Below are 22,696 nucleotides of genomic sequence, written 5' to 3'. Positions count from 1 at the left end.
GACCCTCGACATGAACACCACCGCCCTCGAACCTTCGGTAGACGTTTTCCAGACTTCGGCTCAGCAGGCCTTTTATTTGCGCGCTCAGGAACTGGGCGGACAGCCGCTGTTCGCCGCCCTGACCGTGCCGGTCGCCCAGGCTGTGGAGGCGCAGGCATTGCGTGCGGCACTGGATAAACTGGGCCAGCGCCATGAAACCCTGCGCACGGTCTATCGCCGACTGCCGGGGATGAAATGGCCGGTACAGAGCCTGTGCGACGAGTTGCCGGTCGCGTTGCTGGGTCGCGTGTCTTCGCTGGATGAAGCGCTAAACCGCAGCCGTGAAACCCTGACTGAGGCGTCGGATCGGGTGCTGGTGGTGGCGTCAGTGGAAACCACGGACGGTCAGCATTTCGTCACGTTGCTGGCGCTGGCCAGCAGCCTCGACGAAGCATCGCTGCGGGTGCTGTCGGCGGAGCTGGCGAGCCTGTTGCGCGGCGAAACACTGGCCGACAATCAGGAAGACTTGCAGTACCTGGATTACACCGCGTGGCAGGAAGAACTGCGCGAAGAAGACATCGGCCATCAAGGCGCCGCATTCTGGCGCAACCTGCAACAGCAGTTCGCGCAGGCCCATCATCTGCCTTTTGAAAAGGCCGTTGGAGTGACGCTGGCTCGCCATCAGGCGACGCTTGATGACGCGGCATGGTTGGCCGATGTGCAACGGCTGGCCGCCGCTCAGGGCGTCGAAGCGCAGCGCGTGGCGTTGTTGCTGTGGAGCGCGTTTGTGGCGCGCATCGGCAATCAGGAAAAGTTGCTGATGGGCTGGGAAGTGGCGGGGCGCAACGAGCAGACCGAAGCGACCCTCGGGCGTTTCGCCCGCCGTTTGCCAGTAGCGTTTGATCACCGCAGCCACGAAACCCTGGCGCAAGCGCTGGCCTCGTTTGCTGGCAACGTCGAGCAATCGCTGTCCTGGCTCGACTGCCTCAACGAGTTTGAACTGAGCGCCGAAGTCGCGACGCCGCTGCGTTATGGCCTGGTGTATCAGGCCGATGCCGACGTGAGCATTGAAGTAGACGATGCCAACCCGGAAGTCCTGCGTCTGCGGGTTCAAGGCGAACAGTTGCAGCTGTCGTGCCTGGCCGGCGCGGTGCCCGAGTCGATGCTGGCGGCCTGGCTGGAACAGTTTGTCGAATTCAGCCGCCAGTTGCTGACCTCGCCCGAGCTGACCCTGGGCCAGGCCACTCAGGTCAACGCGGTGCAACTGACCCGCTTGATCGAAGACTTCAACCCGCTGGCCGCCGAGCAGGCACTGCCGCATCGCTACCTGCAAGACCTGTTCACCGAACAGGCACGCCTGCATCCGCAGCGCATCGCCGTCAGCGTCAATGGCCAACGCCTGAGCTACGCCGAACTGGATGCACGCTCCAACCAGGTCGCCAATACCCTGCGCGCGCAAGGCGTTGCGCCGGATGAAATCGTTGCGGTCTACGGTCAGCGTTCGCTGGAAATCGTCATCGCACTGCTCGGCACACTCAAGGCCGGCGCCGCTTACCTGCCGCTCGATCCGAACTACCCGATCGAGCGTCTGGCGTTCATGTTGCAGGACGCCGCTGCGCGTCAGGTGCTGGCCTGTCAGCCGCTGCCGGAAGCGTTGCACGGCGAGCGGGTGATTTCGCTGATGCCGGAAACTGAAGTCTGGTCTGCATCGCAGGAACAGCCAGTCCCGCTGGGCGACAGCGCCCATCTTGCCTACGTCATTTACACCTCCGGCTCCACCGGCAAACCCAAGGGCGTGATGATCAGTCACGCCAACGCGGTGGCCTCGACCCTCGCACGCAGCGCGTTCTATCGTCAGCCGTTGCGCGCGTTCCTGATGCTTTCGTCGTTCTCCTTCGACAGCTCGGTGGCCGGGGTTTTCTGGGCGTTGGGGCAGGGCGCGACCCTGTGCCTGCCGGACGAAGACAGCTACAAGGACCCGGCGCTGCTGGCGGCGCTGATCCAGCGTGAAGAGGTTTCCCACTACCTGACCTTGCCGTCCTACCACGCGCAGATTCTCGAACACCTCGAAAACCCGGCGCTGGCGTGTGTGATTGTGGCGGGCGAAGCGTGCAGCAACGCCCTGGTCGCACGTCATCGCGAGGCCTTGCCGCAAGTGGCACTGGTCAACGAATACGGCCCGACCGAAGGCACGGTCTGGTGCTCGGCGTGGGAACTGCCGCTCGGTCAGGATGACGACACCATCCCGATTGGCCAGCCGATTCCGGGGATGCGCATTCACGTGCTCGGCCCGGACTTGATGCCGGTGGCCGTGGGCGTCGAAGGTGAGCTGTATGTCGGCGGCGCCGGCATTGCCCGAGGCTACCTCAAGCGTGCCACGCTGACCGCCGAACGTTTTGTGCCCGACCTGTTTGCGAAGCAGGCCGGTCAACGCCTGTACCGCACCGGCGACCTCGCACGCTACCGCGCCGATGGCGTGCTGGAGTACCTCGGCCGGGTCGATCATCAAGTGAAAATCCGTGGCTTCCGCATCGAACTGGGCGAGATCGAATCCGCCATGCGCAGCGCCCCCGGCATTGAAGACGCCGCCGTCATCGCCCGTGAAACGCCGACCGGTCCGCAACTGCTGGGCTTCGTGATTTCCCCGGCCGACACCGCCGACATCCGCCTCAACGAATTGCGCAGCCACCTCAGCGAAGCGTTGCCGGAGCACATGCAACCTGCGCGCTTGCAGGTGCTGGAACGTTTCCCGCTGATGCCCAACGGCAAACTCAACCGCCAGGCCTTGCTCGACCTCGACGTACGTCGCAGTGCCTTCGTCGCCCCGCGCACCGATCTGGAAAAAGTCCTCGCGGCGATCTGGGCCGAAGCGCTGCACGTGGAGCGGGTCGGCGTGCACGACAGTTTCTTCGAACTCGGCGGTCACTCGCTGTTGGCAACGCGGATTCGTGCGCGGATTCAGGAAGAACTGAACCTGGCGATCCCGCTGAAGCTGTTCTTCGAAGGCGACACCCTGGAACGCCTGGCGGCGGAAATCGAGCAGTTCCGTCAGCACAGTGAGCACAAAGAAAACGATGTAGACGCGCTGGAAGCGTTGTTCGACGAAGTGGATGAGGAACACACGCGATGAGTGCTGCACCGGACAGAATGATGACCCTGGCCCAGCGTTTCTGCGGCTTGAGCCTGGACGCGCGGCGTGCCTTGCAAGAAAAGATGCACGCGCAAGGCCTGACCCTTGAGCTGCTGCCGATCCCGCCAAGGGACCCGGCGGTCGACACGCTGCCGGCGTCGTACGCGCAGCAGCGCTTGTGGTTTTTGTGGCAGATGCAGCCGCAGGCGACCGCTTACAACCTGACCGGTGCCTTTCGCCTGAGCGGTGAACTCAACCGCGCCGCGCTGGCGCAAACCCTCGCTGCTCTGGTGCAGCGTCATGAAGTGCTGCGCACCACCTTCGTGTTCGATGAGCAGCAGGTGCTGCAAAAAATCCACCCGCAGATGGGCGCGCCGCTGGTCGAGGCAAACGCCGCCGACGAGGCCGAACTGCATCGCCAGGTCGGCCTCAACGCCGAGCAGCCATTCGATTTGCAGCACGGTCCGTTGATGCGCTGCCGGTTGATCCGCCTCGACGCGCAGCAGCATGTGCTGGTGCTGACGTTCCACCACATCGTCACCGACGGCGGGTCGTTGCCGATTCTGTTGCAGGAATTCACCCGGCTCTACGCGCAACTCAGCGCCGGGCAAGCGCCGCAACTGCCGGCGCTGGGCATTCAGTACGCCGATTTCGCCCGTTGGCAGCGCCTGTGGCTGGAGGCCGGCGAGGCCGAGCGTCAGCTTGCTTACTGGCGTGAACAATTGGGTCACGAGCACCCACCGCTGAACCTGCTGGCCGACCGTCGTCGCCCGGCGATCCCGAGCCAGAAGGGCGCCAGCGTCGAGCTGAATGTGCCGGCGGCCCTGGCGTCTGCTCTGAAAGATCTCGCCCGTCGCGAAGGCTGCACGCTGTTCATGGTGTTGATGGCGTCGTTGCAAACCCTGTTGCATCGCTACAGCGGCGAACGGGACATTCGCGTCGGCGTGCCGATTGCCAACCGTACCCGCCAAGACGTGGAAAACCTGCTGGGCTTTTTCGTCAACACCCAGGTGTTGCGTACCCAGCCCCATGCCGACCAGCCATTTTTGCAGTTGCTGGCCGAGGTCAAGGCGGCGGCACTGGGCGCGCAGGCGCATCAGGATTTGCCTTTTGAGCAATTGGTCGATGGCCTCGATGTCGAACGCAGCCTGAGCCACACGCCGTTGTTCCAGGTGATGTTCAACCACCAGCGCGAAGCCGGCGGCGAACAGCGCTGGGACTTGCCGGGCCTGAGCGTCGAGCCGTTGATCTGGGATGAAAAGACCACCAAGTTCGAGCTGATGCTTGACACCGTGGAGAGCGACGACGGCATCCACGCCTCGTTCGTGTACGCCACCGAATTGTTCGACGCTTCGACCATCGAGCGTCTCGGTCAGCATTGGCTGAACTTGTTGCAGGCGATCTGTGCCGACGGCTCGGTCGCCTTGGCCGACCTGAACATGCTCGCCGCAACCGAGCAGCACGCCACGTTGCTGGACTGGAACCGCAGCGCCGCTTCGCAGGCCACGAACACGCTGTGCGCGCATCAACTGATCGAAGCCCAGGCCGCCGCGCACCCGCACAACATCGCGGTGACCTGCGACGGCGCGACCCTCAGCTACGCGCAACTGAACCAACAGGCCAACCGCATCGCCCAGCGTCTGCGCGAGCGCGGTGTCGGGCCGGATGTGTTGGTGGGGATCGCGCTGGAGCGGTCGCTGGAAATGATCGTCAGCGTGCTGGCGATCCTCAAGGCCGGCGGCGCGTACGTGCCGCTGGACCCGGAATACCCGCAGGATCGTCTGGCCTACATGCTGGCCGACAGCGGCACGCGCTTGCTGCTGACCGATTCCGCGCTGCTGCCGCGTTTGCCGTTGTCCGAAGGCATCGAAGTGATTTGCCTGGATCACGCCAGTGACTGGCTGAATGAGGCGTCCGTCGAGAACCTCCCGAACCTGACCTGCCCGGAAAACCTCGCGTACGTCATCTACACCTCCGGCTCCACCGGCAAACCCAAAGGCACCTTGTTGCCGCACAGCAACTTGACCCGCCTGTTCAGCGCCACCGAACACTGGTTCGGTTTCAACGCGGACGATGTCTGGAGCCTGTTCCATTCCTACGCCTTCGACTTCTCGGTATGGGAAATCTTTGGTGCGTTGTTCTACGGCGGCAAGCTGGTGGTGGTGCCGCACGCCATCAGCCGTTCCCCGGAAGAGTTCGCTCGCCTGCTGTGCGATGAACAGGTCACGGTGCTCAACCAGACCCCGTCGGCGTTCCGTCAGTTGATGCCGTTTGCCTGCGCCAATGCCCAGGGCATGGCCCTGCGTTATGTGGTGTTCGGCGGCGAGGCGCTGGACGTCGCGAGCCTGCGTCCGTGGTACGACGCGTTCGACGACCAACAGCCGTTGCTGATCAACATGTACGGCATCACCGAAACCACGGTGCACGTGACCTACCGGCCGTTGTCCCGCGCCGACCTCGACGGCGCCAACAGTTCGCCGTTGGGCGAGCCGATTGCCGACCTGCGCTGGTACGTGCTCGATCCGCGCCTGAACCCGGTGGCCAAGGGCTGCGTCGGCGAGCTGTACGTCGGCGGCGCCGGCCTGGCGCGGGGTTATCACCAGCGCGCCGATCTGACCGCCACGCGGTTTGTCCCGGACCTGTTCGCCGCCGAGGCGGGTGCACGCCTGTATCGCACCGGCGATCTGGCGCGCTATTGCGCCGATGGCAGCATCGAGTACGCCGGACGCATCGACCATCAAGTGAAGATTCGTGGCTTCCGCATTGAACTGGGGGAAATCCAGGACCGCCTGCAAAGTCACCCGGCCATTGAACAGGCGCTGGTGTTGGCGCCCGAGATCAATGGCAGTCAGCAATTGGTCGCCTGGTTCACCGTCACCCAGGACGTCGCCGATTTGCGTCAGGCGCTGCGTGAACATTTGCAGGCCGGTCTGCCGGATTACATGGTGCCGGCGCATTTGCTCAAGCTTGATCAGTGGCCGCTGACCAGCAACGGCAAGCTCGACCGCAACGCGTTGCCCAAGCCTGATGCTGCCTTGGCGCAGCAGGTTTACACGGCGCCGGTGGACGACCTGCAAGCCGAGTTGGCGGCGATCTGGCAAGACGTGCTCAAGCTGGAGCGTGTGGGGATCGACGACAACTTCTTCGAACTGGGCGGCGATTCGATCATCTCGATTCAGGTGGTCAGCCGTGCGCGTCAGGCCGGCATTCGTATTACCCCGCGTGACCTGTTTCAACACCAGACCGTGCAGAGTCTGGCGAAGGTCGCGCAGCGCAGCGCCGGTCTGGTCATCGATCAGGGTCCGGTGCGCGGCGACGTGCTGCTGACACCGATCCAGCACTGGTTTTTCGAGCAGGCCATCGAGGCCCGGGACCACTGGAACCAATCGGTGCTGCTGGAACTTCGCGAGCCGCTGGACAGCGCGTGCCTGCAACAGGCATTGGCCGCGTTGCTGGAACATCACGACGCATTGCGCCTGCGTTTGCATCAGGTGAATGGCGTGTGGCAACAGGCTCAGGCCGAGCACTGGAACAGCGCCGAATTGCTGTGGCAGCGTCAGGCTGCGAACGCCGACGAATTGCTTGAGCACTGCAACGCCGCACAGGCCAGCCTGAGTTTGCACGATGGCCCGCTGTTGCGCGCCTTGCTGGTGGACATGGGCGCGGGCGCTCAGCGCTTGCTGCTGGTGGTGCATCATTTGGCGGTGGACGGTGTGTCCTGGCGTCTGTTGCTCGAAGATTTGCAAACGGCCTACGACCAGGCGCTTCAGGCTCAACCTGTGCGCCTGCCGGCCAAGTCCAGCGCCTATCAAGCCTGGGCGGCGCGTTTGCAAACCCATGCGCAAAGTCCCGAACTGGCGAGCCAAGCGGCTTACTGGCAGCGCCAATACCACGGCGTGGTGGTGGACCTGCCCGCCGATAATCCGCAAGGCAGCCTCGCCAGCCAACACGCCGTAAGCGTGGAAACCGTGCTCGACAGCACGTTCACCCGCCAACTGCTGCAAGACGCGCCAGCGGCTTACCGCACGCAGGTCAACGACCTGTTGCTGACGGCGTTGGCGCGGGTGTTGGGTGACTGGACTGGCCAGCCATCGACCCTGGTCAAACTGGAAGGTCATGGTCGTGAAGACCTGTTCGACGACATCGACCTGACCCGCACCGTGGGCTGGTTCACCTCGATTTTCCCGGTCAAGTTGACCCCGGCCAGCGATTTGGCGGGGAGCATCAAGGCGGTCAAGGAACAGCTGCGCGCCGTGCCGGACAAAGGCATCGGTTTCGGCATCCTGCGGTATCTGGCGCAGGCCGGTCTTGAGGATTTGCCGCAACCGCAAGTCACGTTTAACTACATGGGCCAGTTCGATGCCAGTTTCGATGAGCAGGCACCGTGGCGCCCGGCCCGTGAAAGCGGGGGTGCCGAGCAGGGCGCTTCGGCCGCGCTGGACCGTGGCCTGAGCATTAACGGTCAGGTGTACGCCGGGCAATTGCGCCTGAGCTGGACCTTCAGCCGCGACGTGTTTGCCGAGCACACCGTGCAGCGCCTGGCCGAGGCCTACGCTGGCGAACTGCAACAGCTGATCGAACACTGCCTCAGCGGTGCCGGTGGCTTGACGCCGAGTGACGTGCCGCTGGTCCGCGTCGATCAGGTGCAACTCGATGCACTGCCGCTGGCGGCGCGCGAGATCGAAAACATCTTCCCGCTGTCGCCGATGCAGGAAGGCATGTTGTTCCACAGCCTGTTCGCCCCGGATGCCGGCGCCTACATCCCGCAAATGCGCGTGGACGTGCAGGGCATCGAGGTCGAGGCGTTCCGCAGCGCCTGGCAGCAGACGCTGGAAAACCATGAAGTGTTGCGCGCCGTGTTTTTCAGCGAGAGTGTTGGCTCGCAGCCGCTGCAAGTGATTCTGGCCAACGCCACGTTGCCGGTGACCGTGCTCGACTGGCGCAATGAAGCGGATCAGGCACACGCCCTGGAACGTCTGGCCGAAGACGATCGCCTGCGCGGTTTCGACCTGACGGCCGCGCCGTTGCTGCGCCTGACCCTGGTGCAGACCGCGAACGACACCCATCACCTGATCTTCACCAACCACCACATTCTGCTGGACGGCTGGAGCACCTCGCAGCTGTTCGGCGAAGTGTTGCAGCGTTACTCCGGTGTGATGCCGGTGGCGAGCGGCGGTCGTTATCGTGATTACATGACGTGGCTGGGCGGGCGTGATCGCGCTGCGTGCGAAGCGTTCTGGCTGGAGCAGTTACAGGCGTTCAACGAGCCGACACGTTTGGCCGGCGCGATGCCGGGACCGGTCGCAGGGCAGGGCGACGGTCATCGCACCGTTCACCTGAGCCTGGACCGGGCGGCCAGCGAACGCCTGAGCGGCTTTGCCCGGCAGGCCCGCGTGACGCCGAACACCTTGCTGCAAGCGGCGTGGCTGTTGCTGTTGCAGCGCTACACCGGCCAGCGCACCGTCGCGTTCGGCGCCACGGTGTCGGGGCGTCCGAGCGAGTTGCAGGGGATAGAGCAGCAAGTCGGCCTGTTCATCAACACCTTGCCGGTGATCGCCACGCCACATCCTGAGCGCACGGTCAGCCAATGGGTGGACGAGGTGCAGGCGCTCAATCTCAAACTGCGCGAGGTCGAATACACGCCGCTGGCCGATGTGCAGCGTTGGGCCGGGCACTCCGGCGAGTCGCTGTTCGACACGCTGCTGGTGTTCGAAAACTACCCGGTCGCCGAGGCGCTGGAGGGCGGTAATCCGAGCGCGCTGAAGTTCTCGGGTATCAGCAATCACGATCAAACCAGTTTCCCGCTGGCCATCGCCGCCGAGCTGGGCGAGTGCCTGGACCTGCGTTTCAATTACGACACCGCGCTGTTTACCGCCGAGGCCATCGACGGCCTGAGCAATCGTCTGGTGGCGTTGCTCGATGCCATGGTGCGCGAGCCGCAACAAGCCTTGGGTCGCCTGAGCCTGCTCGACGCTGCGCAGACCGAGCAACAAGTGCAAGGCTTCAACGATACCGCCGTGACCTGGCCCGACGTGCGCCCGGTCCACCTGTGCTTCGAAGCCCAGGTGCTGAAAACCCCGGACGCCCAGGCGTTGGTGTTTGCCGGTCAGAGCCTGACGTATCGCCAACTCAACCAGCAGGCCAACCGCCTGGCGCACTACCTGCGCGCCCAAGGTGTCGGCGCCGAAGTGCTGGTGGGGATTGCCGCCGAGCGTTCGCTGGAACTGGTGATCGGTTTGCTCGCGATCATGAAGGCCGGTGGCGCCTACGTGCCGCTGGACCCGGATTACCCGCGCGAGCGCCTGGAACACATGTTCGAGGACAGCGGCGTCCACGTGCTGCTGACCCAGCGTCATCTGCTGGCGCAATTGCCGATTCCCGCCGGGACCACGGCGATCTGCCTGGACGACAGCGCTCAGCTGGTCGAAGGCTTGAGCGAGGAAAACCTGCCATGCGTGGTCGAGTTGCAGTCGCTGGCTTACATGATTTACACCTCCGGCTCCACCGGTAAACCGAAGGGCGCGGCCAACCGTCACGATGCGTTGTTCAACCGCATTGAGTGGATGCAGGGCGCGTACCCGCTGGACGGTCGCGACACCGTACTGCAAAAGACACCGTTCAGTTTTGACGTGTCGGTGTGGGAGTTCTTCTGGCCGCTGATGGTCGGTGCGCGCCTTGCGGTGGCCGAACCGGGCGCCCATCGTGACCCGGCGCAGCTGGTGCGTTTGATCGAGCAGTATCAGGTCAGCACCCTGCATTTCGTGCCGTCGATGTTGCAGGCATTTGTTCAGGGCGAAGGCTTTGAGCGTTGCGCCAGCCTGCGGCAGATCATGTGCAGCGGCGAAGCGTTGTCGGCGGATTTGCAGAACAGCCTGTTCCGCGTGCTGCCCGGCGTTGGGTTGTACAACCTGTACGGGCCGACCGAAGCCGCCATCGACGTGACCCACTGGACGTGCGTCGATGACGGCTCGATCAGCGTGCCGATCGGTTACCCGATCGCCAACCTGGTGACCTACATCCTCGATGACAGCCTGCAACCGCAAGTGGCGGGCTGCGTCGGTGAGCTGTACTTGGGCGGCATCGGTCTGGCGCGGGGTTACCATCGCCGTCCGGACCTGACGGCTGAGCGTTTCGTCGCCAGCCCGTTCAGTACACGGGGCGAGCGTCTGTATCGCACCGGCGACCTGGCGCGTTATCGCGATGACGGCGTGATTGAATACGTCGGACGCATAGACCATCAAGTGAAGATCCGTGGTTTGCGTATCGAACTGGGTGAAATCGAAGCCTGCCTGCTGGAATATCCACAGGTGCGCGAGGCGGTGGTGATCGCGCTGGATGTCGGCAAGTCCAAGCAACTGGTGGCTTACGTGGTCGGCCAGTCGTTGGTGCTCGACGGGATCAAACAGCACCTGCGCAACGCGTTGCCCGAGCACATGCAACCGAGTCATGTGATGTTGCTGGAGCAACTGCCGGTGACGCCGAACGGCAAGCTCGATCGCCGCGCGTTGCCGCAACCCGATCAGCAGGTTGGTGAATACATCGCGCCGCGCAATGCCGTGGAGTCGACGTTGCAAGAAGTCTGGCAGGCGCTGTTTGAAGTGCCGGTCGGGATTCAGGACAACTTCTTCGAGCTGGGCGGCGACTCCATCGTGTCGATCCAGGCGGTCAGCCGTGCGCGCAAGGCCGGCCTGAGCATTTCGCCGAAGCACGTGTTCAGTCACCCGACCATCGCCGAACTGGCGACCGTCGCCCAGGCTGTGGAAGCCGAGGAAGCCGCGCCGGTAGTGGCTGCGCCGGCGCTGAAAATCGAGCTGAGCGCCGCGCAATATCAGGCGCTGGCATTGACGGCAGACGAGGTGGACGACGTTTATCCTCTGTCGCCGATGCAGCAGGGCATGCTGTTCCACTCGGTGCAGGACGGCGACTCGGGGCTGTACGTCAACCAGATCGAAGTGGGCGTGCGTGGCGTTGACGGTCCGCGTTTCCGCGAGGCCTGGGCCGACGCCGCGCAGCGTCACGCGATCCTGCGCACCGCGTTCCTGTGGGAGGGCGACAAGGAGCCGCTGCAAGTGGTGTTGCGCAATGCGCCGACGCTGCTGACCGAGCTGGACTGGCGCGGTCTGGATAACCAGGTCGAGCGCGTGCGCCAATTGGCCAGCGATGAACGTGAACGTGGCTTCTCGCTGAACCGTGCGCCGTTGTTGCGCCTGCTGCTGGTGCGTCTGGAAGACGACCGTTATCGCCTGATCTGGACCTACCACCACATCCTCATGGACGGCTGGAGTGTTTCGCGCCTGATCGGTGAAGTGCTGCGTCATTACAGTGGCGATGCGCAGGAACCGGTGGCCGCGTATCGCGACTACATCGACTGGCTCGGCCAGCAAGTCGCCGAGGCCAGCGAAGCGTTCTGGAAAGACAAACTCAACGCCCTCGAAGGCGCCACGCACCTGGCCCGCGCGTTGCCGGTGAAGGCGCCGCAAGCGGGTTATCACGCGATCTATACGCACCTGAATGCGCCGCAGACCGCGCGTTTGCAGGCGTTTGCCCAGCAACAGCAAGTCACGCTCAACACCCTGGTGCAAGCCGCGTGGCTGCTGCTGTTGCAGCGTTACACCGGCCAGCGCACGGTGACGTTCGGCGCCACGGTGTCGGGCCGACCGGAAACCCTCAACGGTTCGGAGAACATGCTCGGGCTGTTCATCAACACCTTGCCGGTGGTCAACAGCGTGCCGACCGAGGCGAGCGTCGGTGACTGGCTGCGCGAGATCCAGGCCTACAACCTGGATATCCGCGACTTCCAGCAAACTCCGCTCAGCGACATTCAACGCTGGGCCGGGCAGGGCGGGCAGTCGCTGTTCGACAGCATCATCGTTTTCGAAAACCAGCCGGTGGACCGCACGTTGCGCGAGTGGAATGGCGATTCCCTGCGCTTCGAAGACGTCTCCGACTTCGGCCTGACCAGCTTTGCGATGGACTTGATGGTCAGCCTCGATGAAGGGCTACGCATCGAATACATGCACCAGCGCGATCAGTTCGACCTCGCCACCGTCGAATTGCTGCGCAGCCACATGGAAAGCCTGATGCAGCGTCTGTGCGACAACGCCGGGCGCGCCGTGGGCGAGATCGGTTTGCTGACGCTGGACCAAGGTCGGCAACTGGACGGCGAGCTGCCGACGCTGGCTGACGATCACGAACGGCCTGTGCACGAACTGATCCGCGAACGGGCGCGGCTGCAACCGCAGCACACCGCGCTGGTGCTGAGCTACGCCGACCGCGACGCTGAACACCTGAGTTATGCCGAGCTGGATCGTCGTTCCGACGCACTCGCGGCGCACTTGCTGGAGCAGGGCGTGCAGGCCGAAGACGTGATCGGCGTGTTCATGGAGCGCTCGCTGGAACTGGTGGTTTCGCTGCTGGCGGTGATGAAGTGCGGCGCCGCGTATGTGCCGCTGGACCCGCAATACCCGCAGGAACGCCTGCGCTACATGATGGCCGACAGCGACATGCGTTTGCTGCTGACCCAGGAGCGTTTGCGTGACACGGCGCAACTCAATCCGGGCACGCCGATGGTCGCCGTGGATCGCTTGAACCTCGACATCGAGGTGACTGCGCCGCAAAACAACGTACACGCCGAGCAACTGGCCTACCTGATTTACACCTCGGGCTCGACCGGCAAACCGAAAAGCGTGGCCGTGGCCCACGGGCCATTGAGCATGCACGTGCAGGCAATTGCCGAGTTGTATGAAATGGACCCGGCCAATCGCGAACTGCATTTCATGTCGTTCGCCTTCGACGGTGCCCATGAACGCTGGATCACCGCGCTGATCAGCGGCTCGACGTTGGTGGTGCGTGACAACACCTTGTGGACCGCCGAACAGACCCTGGCGGTGTTGCATCGTCAGCGCATCAGCGTCGCCTGCTTCCCGCCGGCGTACTTGCTGCAACTGGCCGAACACGCCGAGTTGCAGGGCGGCAACCCACCGCCAGTGCGCATCTATTGCTTCGGTGGCGATGCGGTGCCTGACGCCACGTTCGAACGGGTCAAGCACAGGCTCAAACCGCAATACTTGGTGAACGGTTACGGCCCGACGGAAACCGTGGTCACGCCGCTGCTGTGGAAAATCGCTGCCGACGGCCACTGCGAGGCGATGTACGCGCCGATTGGCCGCCGTGTCGGCACCCGCAGCCTGCACGTGCTGGACATGGACCTCAATCCGTTGCCGGTGGGCATGGTCGGCGAACTGTACATCGGCGGTCGTGGCGTTGCGCGTGGCTACCACCGTCACCCGTGGCAAACCGCCGAGCGTTTTGTCGCTGATCCGTTCAGCCGCGACGGCGGCCGTCTGTACCGCACCGGTGACCTGGTGCGCCGCCGCGAGGATGGCGTGTTCGATTACGTGGGGCGCATCGACCATCAGGTCAAAGTGCGCGGCTTCCGCATCGAACTGGGGGAAATCGAAGCTCGCCTGCGCGAGCAAGTCGGGGTCAATGACGCGCTGGTGGTGGTTCGTGACGGCGGGCAGGGGCCGCAACTGATCGGCTATGTGGTCGCGGTTGAAGACGACGGCCTGGGCCTGCGTTGCCAGGCGGCCTTGCGTGAAAGCCTGCCGGATTACATGGTGCCGACGCAGGTCGTGGTGTTGCCGCGTTTCCCGCTGACACCGAACGGCAAGCTCGACCGCAAGGCCTTGCCCGACCCGACCTTCGAGGGCCGCGAGTACGTGGCCCCGCGTACGCCGCTGGAATGGGCGCTGGCCGAGATCTGGCAGCAAGTGCTGGGCGTCGACAAGGTCGGCATCACCGACAACTTCTTCGAGTTGGGCGGCGACTCGCTGCGCACCCTCAAAGTGATCTCGAAGGTGCGGGCGCTGAACGAGCCGGGCTTCCAGTTGAAACTGCGCGACATGATGGCCAAACCGACCATCGCCGGGTTGTCCGGTGTCGATGAGCAACCGCTCAAACAGAGCCCGGAACCGCTGCTGCTGTTGAACCAGCCGGTGGACGATCAACCGGCGCTGTTCTGCCTGCACGCCGGGTTCGGCACGGTGTTCGACTACGAACCGCTGGCCCGTCGACTGGAAGGCCAGCGCACGGTGTACGGCGTGCAATGCCGCATGCTGCTCGACCGCCAGTGGCACGACACTTCGCTGCAGCAAATGGCTGCGGACTACGTCGAGGCGATCCGCCGCAAGCAACCGCAAGGCCCGTATCACTTGCTGGGCTGGTCGTTGGGCGGGGCGTTGGCGTTGATGGTCGGCGACCTGCTTGAACAGCAGGGCCAGCGTGTGGCATTCGTCGGCCTGGTGGACAGCTTTGTGCCGACCCAGGCCAACGCCGTCGCCAGTGTGGATGAGTGGCGGGCGGACCTGCGCGAGTTCCTCGGTGCGACCTTGAGCATGGACAGCGATACCAATGCCCAGGCGTTGAGTGTCGAAACTACGGGTGATCAGGACGCTGTCGCGCGGATCATTCGCACGGTGATCGACACCGAAGGCGAACAGGCCAGCGGTTACGCATTGCTGGGGGCCGATGAGTTGGCGCAGACGTTCATGGTCAGCACGCGCTTGAAGGCGTTGTCGCGGCAGGTCGAGACCTTGCCGCTGCCGCACGCCGAACTGTGTTGCTGGTGGGCCGATGGTAACCCGACGGTCGAACGCGCGACGCTGGAGCGTCAGCAACCACGGCTGCGCAAAGTGCAAACCGTCGCCGCCAGCCACTTCGATATCCTGCAACGGGATGAATGCCTGAGCGCTGTGGTGACGGCACTCGGTCGCGAGGTGGTGGCGCAGGACTAAGGTTTTACCGCGCCAAAACAAGCTCGTCCTAATGAACGGCCCTCACGGTTCGTTTATAGGGCGAGCTTTTTTATTTTTTGGAGACCACCGCCCATGGCACTGCACCCGGACATCGAAGGTTTTCTAGAGCTGGCCGAGTTCGGCCGCCTCACCGGCAAAAGCCTGCCCATGCACGAGCTGGACCCGACCGAAGCGCGCCAGCAATTCGAACAAACCTCGCAGCTGCTCGACGCCGCACCGATGGGCGCGCTGACCGTGACTGCGGTCAGCATTCCGGCCCGCGACGGCCATCTGCTCAATGCTCGCCTCTATGCTCGCCCATCACTGGGCACGCAGGAGCGCCCGGTGCTGCTGTATTTCCATGGCGGCGGTTACGTGGTCGGCAGCCTCGATTCCCACGACACCCTGTGCCGGCGACTGGCGCTGGCGGGTGGTTTTGCGGTGCTGTCGGCGGATTATCGACTGGCCCCGGAACACCGTTTTCCTGTCGCCTACGAGGATGCCGAAGACGTGACGCGCTGGCTCGCCACCACCGGCGCCGGTGCGCTCGGGCTGGACCCGGCACGTATCGCATTGGCGGGAGACAGCGTCGGCGGCAGCCTGGTGGCGTCCTTGTCGATTGCTATCGCCCAGGACCCACAGGCCTGGCTGCTCACGCCACGGCTGCAAGTGCTGTTGTACCCGGTGATCGACGCCGTGGAAAAACGCCCGTCGCTTGCACGTTTCGCTGAAGGCTACCTGCTGGAAGCGACCACGCTGGAATGGTTCTATCAGCAGTATCAACGCAGCATTGATGATCGCCGCGACTGGCGCTTTTCCCCGTTGTTCGCCGAGACCCTGCAAGGGCTGACACCCACCTTACTGTGGCTGGCCGAATACGATCCGTTGCTGGATGAAGGCCTGGCCTGGGCCGAAAAATTGCGTGCCGCCGGACAACCCGTGGTGCTCGACGTAAAGGCCGGCATGACCCACGACTTCGCACGGATGGGGGAGATGGTCCAGGAAGTACCAGCGATGCTGGAGCAACTGGCGGCGCAGATCACAGAAAGCCTGGGTTGATGCGTGATCTGTAGGAGCCGGCTTGCCGGCGATGTCCCCCTGCGGTGAATCAGACAAACCGTGTCGCCTGCATCGCCTGTAGGAGCCGGCTTGCTGGCGATGGCATCACCGCGGTGAATCAGACAAACCGCGTCGCCCGGATCGCCTGTAGGAGCCGGCTTGCCGGCGATGGCCCCACCGCGGTGAACCAGACAAACCGTGTCGTCCGGATCGCCTGTAGGAGCCGGCTTGCTGGCGATAAACGATAACGCGGTCTGACTGACCGCCTACCGCGCCATTCACCGGCTTCCTACACCCGAGGTAAAACGCGAAAATTCCGGGGAAATTTCCGACATCTTTTTAGGGTTGGCGCTCGGACGTTCGCCGTATAGCGTTGTGGCTCCCTGCAGTTGGCAATGGAGTGATGTACCGGTATGAACATCCAGGAAATCAAAAGACGCTTGGCCAGACCCGCCACAAAATTCATCGCCGGCGGATTTCGTCCCACCCATACGGATGACGAAAGCTGGCTTGGAAACGTATTCCTGTTTCGCCCGGATGAATGCGTCCCGAGAAACGACGCCGGAGCTGAACTGCATCCCTTTGCACAATTCCACCTCCCCAGCCTGCCGTTTAACAGTCCGGCGCTGGACGGCGTTCGCGTCCTTACCTTGTTTGTTTCCAGTCCCTTGCCGGAAGCGCTGGACCCGATGGGGAACAACTGGCTGATCAGGGAGTATGGATTTGACGATGTACTTGTCCGCAAAGAGCTGCCGGTAGCAGGTTCATACCTCAAGCCCTTTCCGTTGCTGGCCGAACGGGTCGCAGAGGACTTTCCACTGTGGGATGGCGGTGGCGCACCGGCGGACCTTGAAGAGGAAATTTGCAGCCTTCAGCGGACGGGCGAGATAGAAAGCTACTCAGACCTCGTGACTCACACCTACGAACACAAGATTGGCGGCTACCCCTCGTTCTGCCAGTCCGGCGTGGACCTCGGTGATGATTTTGAATTTGTGTTCCAGATTTCCTCCGACACGAAAATCAACCTGAACGTGGTGGATTGCGGGAGCCTGATGTTCTGGAAGAGCAAAAGTACGGGGGAGTGGGTGCTTTACTACGACTTCTATTAGGCCGGGTGCTGAAGCGAATGGCCTGCACCCAGCTTGGTAGGGGCGGACAACCAGCCGCATACCCATTAGGCTGCTGAAAAATGAGCACCGGAGCTGACTAGACTATCAGTGCCGAACTTTCCCCCACTGTTTCAGGGTTCGAAACCGAAGAGCAGGCTGCCAGTTACGACCTTTGGTTTCGTGCCAAAGTGCAAGCTTCGCTCGATGATCCACGACCGAATATCCCGCATGATCAGGTGATGGCTGATATGCGAGCCCTCATTGAGTCAAAGCGCAACAAGCACGATGCTGGTTGAGTGGCGACCGCGAAGCGCGGGCTGAACTCCATTCCCCCCAAAAACAAAACCGGGCCGCAAGCGGCCCGGTATTGTTCAGCATGTAACGTACTTAGCAATCAATAATTAGCCCGCAACGTCAACGTCAGATTACGCGGGTCACCATAGAAGTTAGTCCCCCACGAAGCATCCACGCGATCGTAGTACTTTTTATCAAACAGGTTGTTGCCGGTCAGTGTCGCCGACAGGTTCTCGTTGAACTTGTAGCCCACCTGCGCGGTGGCGATGCCGTAGCCGCTTTGTTCGAAGCGCACTTCACGCTGGTACCAGGTCTTGCTGACCACACGTACACCGCCGCCGACGCTGAAGTCTTTGAGCGGGCCGTCGGCGAATTCGTATTTGGTCCACAGGTTGAAGTTGTGTTTAGGCGTGATGGTGCTGAAAGTGCTGCCTTCGGTCGCGTCGTCAGATTTCAACAATTTGGTGGTGGTGAAGGCATAACCGGTGACGATGCTCCAGTTGTCGGTCAGGTTACCGCTCAGCTCGGTTTCCCAGCCCTGGCTGCGCGCCTTGCCCTGTGCTTCGTTTCCACCGGTGTCGGCGTTGAATTGAGCACGGTTTTCATCGTAGATGCGGAACATCGCGATGCTGGCGTTCAGGCGGCCGTCGTAGAACTCGCGCTTGAGGCCGACTTCATATTGCTTGCCTTTACGCGGTCCGATGGGCGTATTGTCGCTGTCGAGCTCGCTTTGTGGCTTGAACACGCCGGTGTAGCTGGCGTAGGCCGACAGTTCCGGGGTCAGCTTGGCGATGATGGCGCCGTAAGGCACGACCTTGCGGTTGATGCTGGTGTGGGCTTCGCCGAAGCTGTTGAAGAAGGCGTTGGAGTTCTTCGCGTCACTTTCGTACCAGCTCACGCGGCTGCCGCCCACCACGTCGAGCCAGTCGGTGACGTTGAACTTGGCGCGGGTATAGAGGCCGTATTGGTCGGATTTGGACCAGTTACCGTTGTTGCGCTCGTAGTTGTTCTCGGGAATATCGATACTGCCCGGATTGTAGACGTTGATCGGGAAGTACTCGCCGCCACCGTATTCGAAGTCTTTGTCCAGGTGCTGGTACTCGGCACCTACGGTGAACTCGTGATTGCGATCGGCGAATTCGAACGGCGTGGTCACGAAGCTGTCGACACCGATGGTCTTGATGTGGGTGTAGTAGTCGTATGCCACGGCCCAGCTGTCACCGGTATCACGATCGACTGCGCCGTCGGCCCAGGTGAAGTTTCGCTGTGGCGTTTCAGCGTCGCGGTAGGTGACAGTGGTCTTGAACTGACCACCGTTGTCCAGCGCGTGATCGACCTCGGCAAAGGACTCCCAGACTTTCTCGTTCAGGGTGTTCCACTTGGCATCGACGAACGTCGAGCGCGGCACGTCCAGCAATTTGCCGTCGGCAAAGGCCGGCAAGCCGAACGCCGGGGTGGAGTGGTTCTGCTGGTAGGCGCCGCCCACCGACAGGGTGGTGGACGGGGCGAGGTCGAATTCCAGGCGACCGTACACCATCGGGCGTTCGTTCTGGGCAGAGTCGACGTAGGATTTGTTGTTTTCGTAAGCGGTGATGAAGCGACCGCGCACGGTGCCTTGATCGTTCAACGGACCGGTGACGTCCACCATCGAGCGGTAGTGGTCATAGGAGCCTGCGCCCAGCTCGCCGCCGAGGGCGAATTTGTTCAGGGCACGCTTGCGCACCACGTTGATGGTGCCGCCGGGCTCGCCAGCGCCTTGATACAGGCCGGATGGGCCGCGCAACACTTCGACGCGATCGTACATCGCGAGGTCGAAGCTGGTGCCCATGTCGCCCTGGCCGGTCGGTTGCGATACCCCGTCAACCTGCACCTGATCGACGAGGAAACCGCGCATGTAGACGTCGTTCAGGCTGGAGCCGGAGTTGTACGTCTTGATGGTGACGCCGGTGACCTGGCGCATCGCGTCTTGCAGGCTGTTCATGTTCTGGTCGTCCATGCGCTGGCGCGTGACGACGGACACTGACTGCGGGATGTCCTTGAGCTTGATGTTGCCCTTGCCGATGCTGACTTGATCGGTGGTGTAGGAATGTGTGCCTTCGGTGGTAGGCCCCGGCGCCACGCCGGAAATGGCGGTCGCGCCCAGTTGCAGCGCGCTGGAGTTACCCGCGACCGGAATCAGCGAAACGGTGTTGCCAGTCAGTTGAAACGTAATGCCGCTCCCCAGCAGCAACGTATTCAATGCCTGTTCCGGCTCCAGATTGCCGGAAACCGCCGTGGACTTGAGGCCGTTGACCATGTCCTGGCTGTACAGAATCTGCAGGTCGGTCTGTTGACCCAGTTGCTGCAGCGCGCTGGCCAGCGATTGCGCAGGCACGTTGACGTTCACCGGCGCGGCCTGGACCTGAGAGGTGCCCAGCAGCAACAGGGTCAGCAACGCACCCGGTACGACTGTTCGGAATTTCTTTTGCGGCGCGATGGCCAGAGCCAACGGCGCGCGGGACAGGGTAGGGCTTTGCATTGCTCAAATCGCTCCTAAGGTGTGCAGATTTTTTTAGTTAATGATAATTATTATTAGACGCATCACCCCGACGAAACCGGAAAACAAACTCCGAAAATCGTCGAGGTATATGGATTCAACGCTGCTCAGGCGGTCGCCCGCTCCGTCACCACACGGCCCGATTCCATGCGCACCAACTGATCGGCCATGTCGAAATAGCGGTCGTCGTGGGAGATGACGATGATGGTTTTGCCCAGGCGCTTCAGGTCCGGAAGCAGCTCGGTGTAGAAGATCCGGCGGAAGGTCGGGTCCTGGTCGGCCGCCCATTCGTCAAACACCAGCACCGGGCGTTCTTCTAGCCAGGCATTGACCAGTGCCAGGCGTTTACGCTGGCCGGTGGACAGGTCGGTGGTGGTGAAACTGCCGTCCTTGACGCTGACCTTGTGCGCGATTTCCAGGCGTTGCAGGTATTTGTTGGCGTCTTCGGGAATGTGCTGATCGCCCTGCACCACGTCATCGAACAGGTAGTAGTCGGCAAAAATCGTGGTGAACAGTTGGCGATAGTCGTCACGGTTCTGCGCATCGACACCTTCGCCGTTGAGCAGGATTGCGCCTTGTTGCGGCGCATAAAGCCCCAGCAACAACTTGATCAGCGTGGTCTTGCCGCAGCCGTTTTCGCCGACGATGAAAATGATGTCGCCTTGTTCGATGGTCAGGTTCACCGGCCCCAGGCGGAACGCTTCGCTGCCCGGTACAGCCGGGAAGGCATAGCTGACGTTGTCCAGTTGCAGACTGTTGACCACAGCCGGTTTTTTGCCGGTGTCGTTGAGCAGCAAGTGCGGCTCGGGCGAGGAAAACCGGCTCGACAGTTCGGCGATGCGGCGGAAGGCAATCCGCGCCCGGCTGACCACCGGCAAGGTGCCGACCAGATGCTCGATGGGGCCTTTCATGTACAGCAGCACCAGGACGAAACCGCTCATCACCGACTTGTCGGCGCTGGGCCAGAACGATTGCAGGGCGAGTGCGAGGCCGATGACCACGAAGAACAGCATCGACCCCAGCGTCTTGGCGATCACGAAGGTATTGATCGAGCGCACCTGAGTGTTGCAGATGAAATCCGCCGTGCCCTGAATGCCCGAGGTGAACATGCGCTGGCGACGCGGACGGTGAATGCGCAGTTCCTTGGCGCCGCCGGCAATGGCGTTGTAGTGCTTTTGCAATTCGTCTTCGGCGTCACGGGCGGCCATGAAGCCCTTGATGCCCTTGCCCTGTGCGTAGAACTGGATGCCGGTGCCGATGGCAATCGCCAGCACCATCATCAGGAACATCGGCCACGACAACAGGGCCAGGTAGCCCATGCAGCCGAGGGTCACGGTCAGGGAAATGGCCAGCGGCGCGAAGGCAAACGCGAAGTCGCTGATGGTGTCGACGTCATGGGTCAGCACCGGGATCAGTCGGTGGCTGCGATAGCGTTCGATCTGTTCGATGGGCGCCGACAGCACCTTTTCCCCCAGCTCTTTGCGCAGCTTGGCGATGATGTGCTGGCCGACATAGTTGGTGCCGATGTCCGAGCAAATCGAACTCGCCAGCGCCAACAGGCAAAGACCGCCGAACAGTGCGACCACGCCCTGGGTCAGGCCGCTTTCCGAATGCAGGGCATTGTTGATCGTGGCCAGCAACACCGTCACGCTCAGACCGCCCACCATGCCCAGAATGATCGATAGGCTGACCACCAGCCGGAACGGTTTCAGGAGGGTGAACAATTCATGAATTGCACCGCGCGTAGGCTGGGTCATGAGGAAAGGGTTCCTTGGGTCTTGAGGCAGATACCCAGAAGAACGTGTGGCCAGGCGTTTAATTTAGACGGCCGCCGACTGGCGGCGGCCGGGGGAAGGGGTGTCAGCCTTTGGACGGCAGATCGCGCACGACGCGGAAACCGATCCAGTCGCCACGGGTTTGCGGGTAGATGTTGTTGCGGTTGCCGGAACGCGAGAACACCGGCGCTTCGCCCCAGTCATTGCCGCGAATCTGCAAGGCTTCGCAGTTGGGTTCGACCCAGGCGCTGCCGTCGGTGGGGGCGCCTACGTAATCGCTGTGTTCGCAGTCGGCGATCCACTCGTAGACGTTGCCGTGCATGTCATACATGCCGAAGGCGTTCGGCGGGTAGCTGCCGGCCGGGGAGGTGTAGCTGTAGCCGTCGGTTGGGCCGTAAGTATTGGCATGGGTGGCGATGCTGTACTCGGTACCTTCATCGAACGGGAACGGGAACGGCCCCGTTGAACCGGCACGGGCGGCGTATTCGCGCTGGGCCTCGCTGACGATGTGGTAGTGCTGGCCGGTCTTGAGCGACAGCCACGCGACATACGCGCTGACCTCGGCAAAGTTCATGCACACCGCCGGCTGACGCGGGCTTTGTGGATAACGCGGCTTGCTGTTGATGCACTCGCGGCCGGGGCGAGTGTCGCCGTCGGGAATGGTGATCCCGGTTTCTTTCAGGTACTGGTCCCATTCGCCGGCGGTGATCTGGTAACGGCTCATGGCGAACGGCTTGTCGAACGTGACTTCGTGCATCGGGCCTTCATCGGGTTCGCGACCGACTTCACCCTCCGGCGTGCCCATGGTGAAGGTGCCGGCGGGCAGCACCACCATTTCCGGGCAGTTGCGGCAATCCTTGAACACCTTGCCCGGCAGCGGTGCGGTGGTGGCCTGGGCGGCGCCGGGCAACGCGGTGCCGAGCAATGCCAGGATTGTCAGCGCCCCGAGTTGTGGGAGTGACAACCCGAGTCTGTGCAGGATGTTTTTCATATGCATTCTCGCTAAAGGAAATCGGTGT

The 22,696-nt window shown here is 62.6% G+C and carries 8 protein-coding genes; 5 read left to right on the top strand and 3 right to left on the bottom strand.

Annotated elements, in window-relative coordinates:
• Positions 1 to 10 precede the first annotated feature (10 nt).
• The 5 genes from K5R88_RS12040 (at position 11) to relB (ending at position 17,368) form a co-directional block, all read left to right on the top strand.
• The gene (locus K5R88_RS12040) at positions 11 to 3,109 is read left to right on the top strand and encodes a non-ribosomal peptide synthetase (protein WP_226300018.1); all 3,099 of its coding nucleotides are present in this window, start codon (positions 11 to 13) and stop codon (positions 3,107 to 3,109) included.
• Positions 3,106 to 14,904 (top strand): amino acid adenylation domain-containing protein, encoded by an 11,799-nt coding sequence (locus K5R88_RS12035; protein ID WP_226300017.1) that lies wholly within the window; start codon positions 3,106 to 3,108, stop codon positions 14,902 to 14,904. Before K5R88_RS12040 ends, K5R88_RS12035 begins: the two co-directional genes overlap by 4 nt.
• Positions 14,905 to 14,997: 93 nt before the next feature.
• Entirely contained in the window at positions 14,998 to 15,963 is a 966-nt protein-coding gene (locus tag K5R88_RS12030) for an alpha/beta hydrolase (protein ID WP_226300016.1), read from the top strand.
• Between the two features lie 413 nt (positions 15,964 to 16,376).
• Positions 16,377 to 17,072, top strand: coding sequence for a DUF1963 domain-containing protein (locus tag K5R88_RS12025; protein WP_226300015.1), 696 nt, complete (start codon positions 16,377 to 16,379; stop codon positions 17,070 to 17,072).
• Between the two features lie 104 nt (positions 17,073 to 17,176).
• Entirely contained in the window at positions 17,177 to 17,368 is a 192-nt protein-coding gene (gene relB / locus K5R88_RS12020) for a type II toxin-antitoxin system RelB family antitoxin (protein WP_223449819.1), read from the top strand.
• A 98-nt stretch (positions 17,369 to 17,466) separates the two neighbouring features.
• Here the strand turns inward: relB and K5R88_RS12015 are convergent, their stop codons facing one another.
• The 3 genes from K5R88_RS12015 to pvdO all read right to left on the bottom strand — a co-directional run bounded on the left by K5R88_RS12015 (position 17,467) and on the right by pvdO (position 22,668).
• Complete coding sequence (locus tag K5R88_RS12015; RefSeq protein WP_223449818.1) at positions 17,467 to 19,884, bottom strand: TonB-dependent siderophore receptor; 2,418 nt, start codon at positions 19,882 to 19,884, stop codon at positions 17,467 to 17,469.
• A gap of 125 nt (positions 19,885 to 20,009) precedes the next feature.
• A complete protein-coding gene (locus K5R88_RS12010) occupies positions 20,010 to 21,659 on the bottom strand; it encodes a cyclic peptide export ABC transporter (protein ID WP_226300014.1) in 1,650 nt (549 codons plus the stop codon).
• Positions 21,660 to 21,762: 103 nt separating this feature from the next.
• A complete protein-coding gene (pvdO, locus tag K5R88_RS12005) occupies positions 21,763 to 22,668 on the bottom strand; it encodes a dihydropyoverdine dehydrogenase (RefSeq protein WP_008032321.1) in 906 nt (301 codons plus the stop codon).
• Positions 22,669 to 22,696 lie beyond the last annotated feature (28 nt).

The organism is Pseudomonas sp. MM213 (assembly GCF_020423045.1).
GTDB classification, from domain to species: domain Bacteria; phylum Pseudomonadota; class Gammaproteobacteria; order Pseudomonadales; family Pseudomonadaceae; genus Aquipseudomonas; species Aquipseudomonas migulae.
The sequence above is the reverse complement of the archived record's forward strand: the minus strand, read 5'-3'. Positions and strand labels throughout refer to the sequence as shown.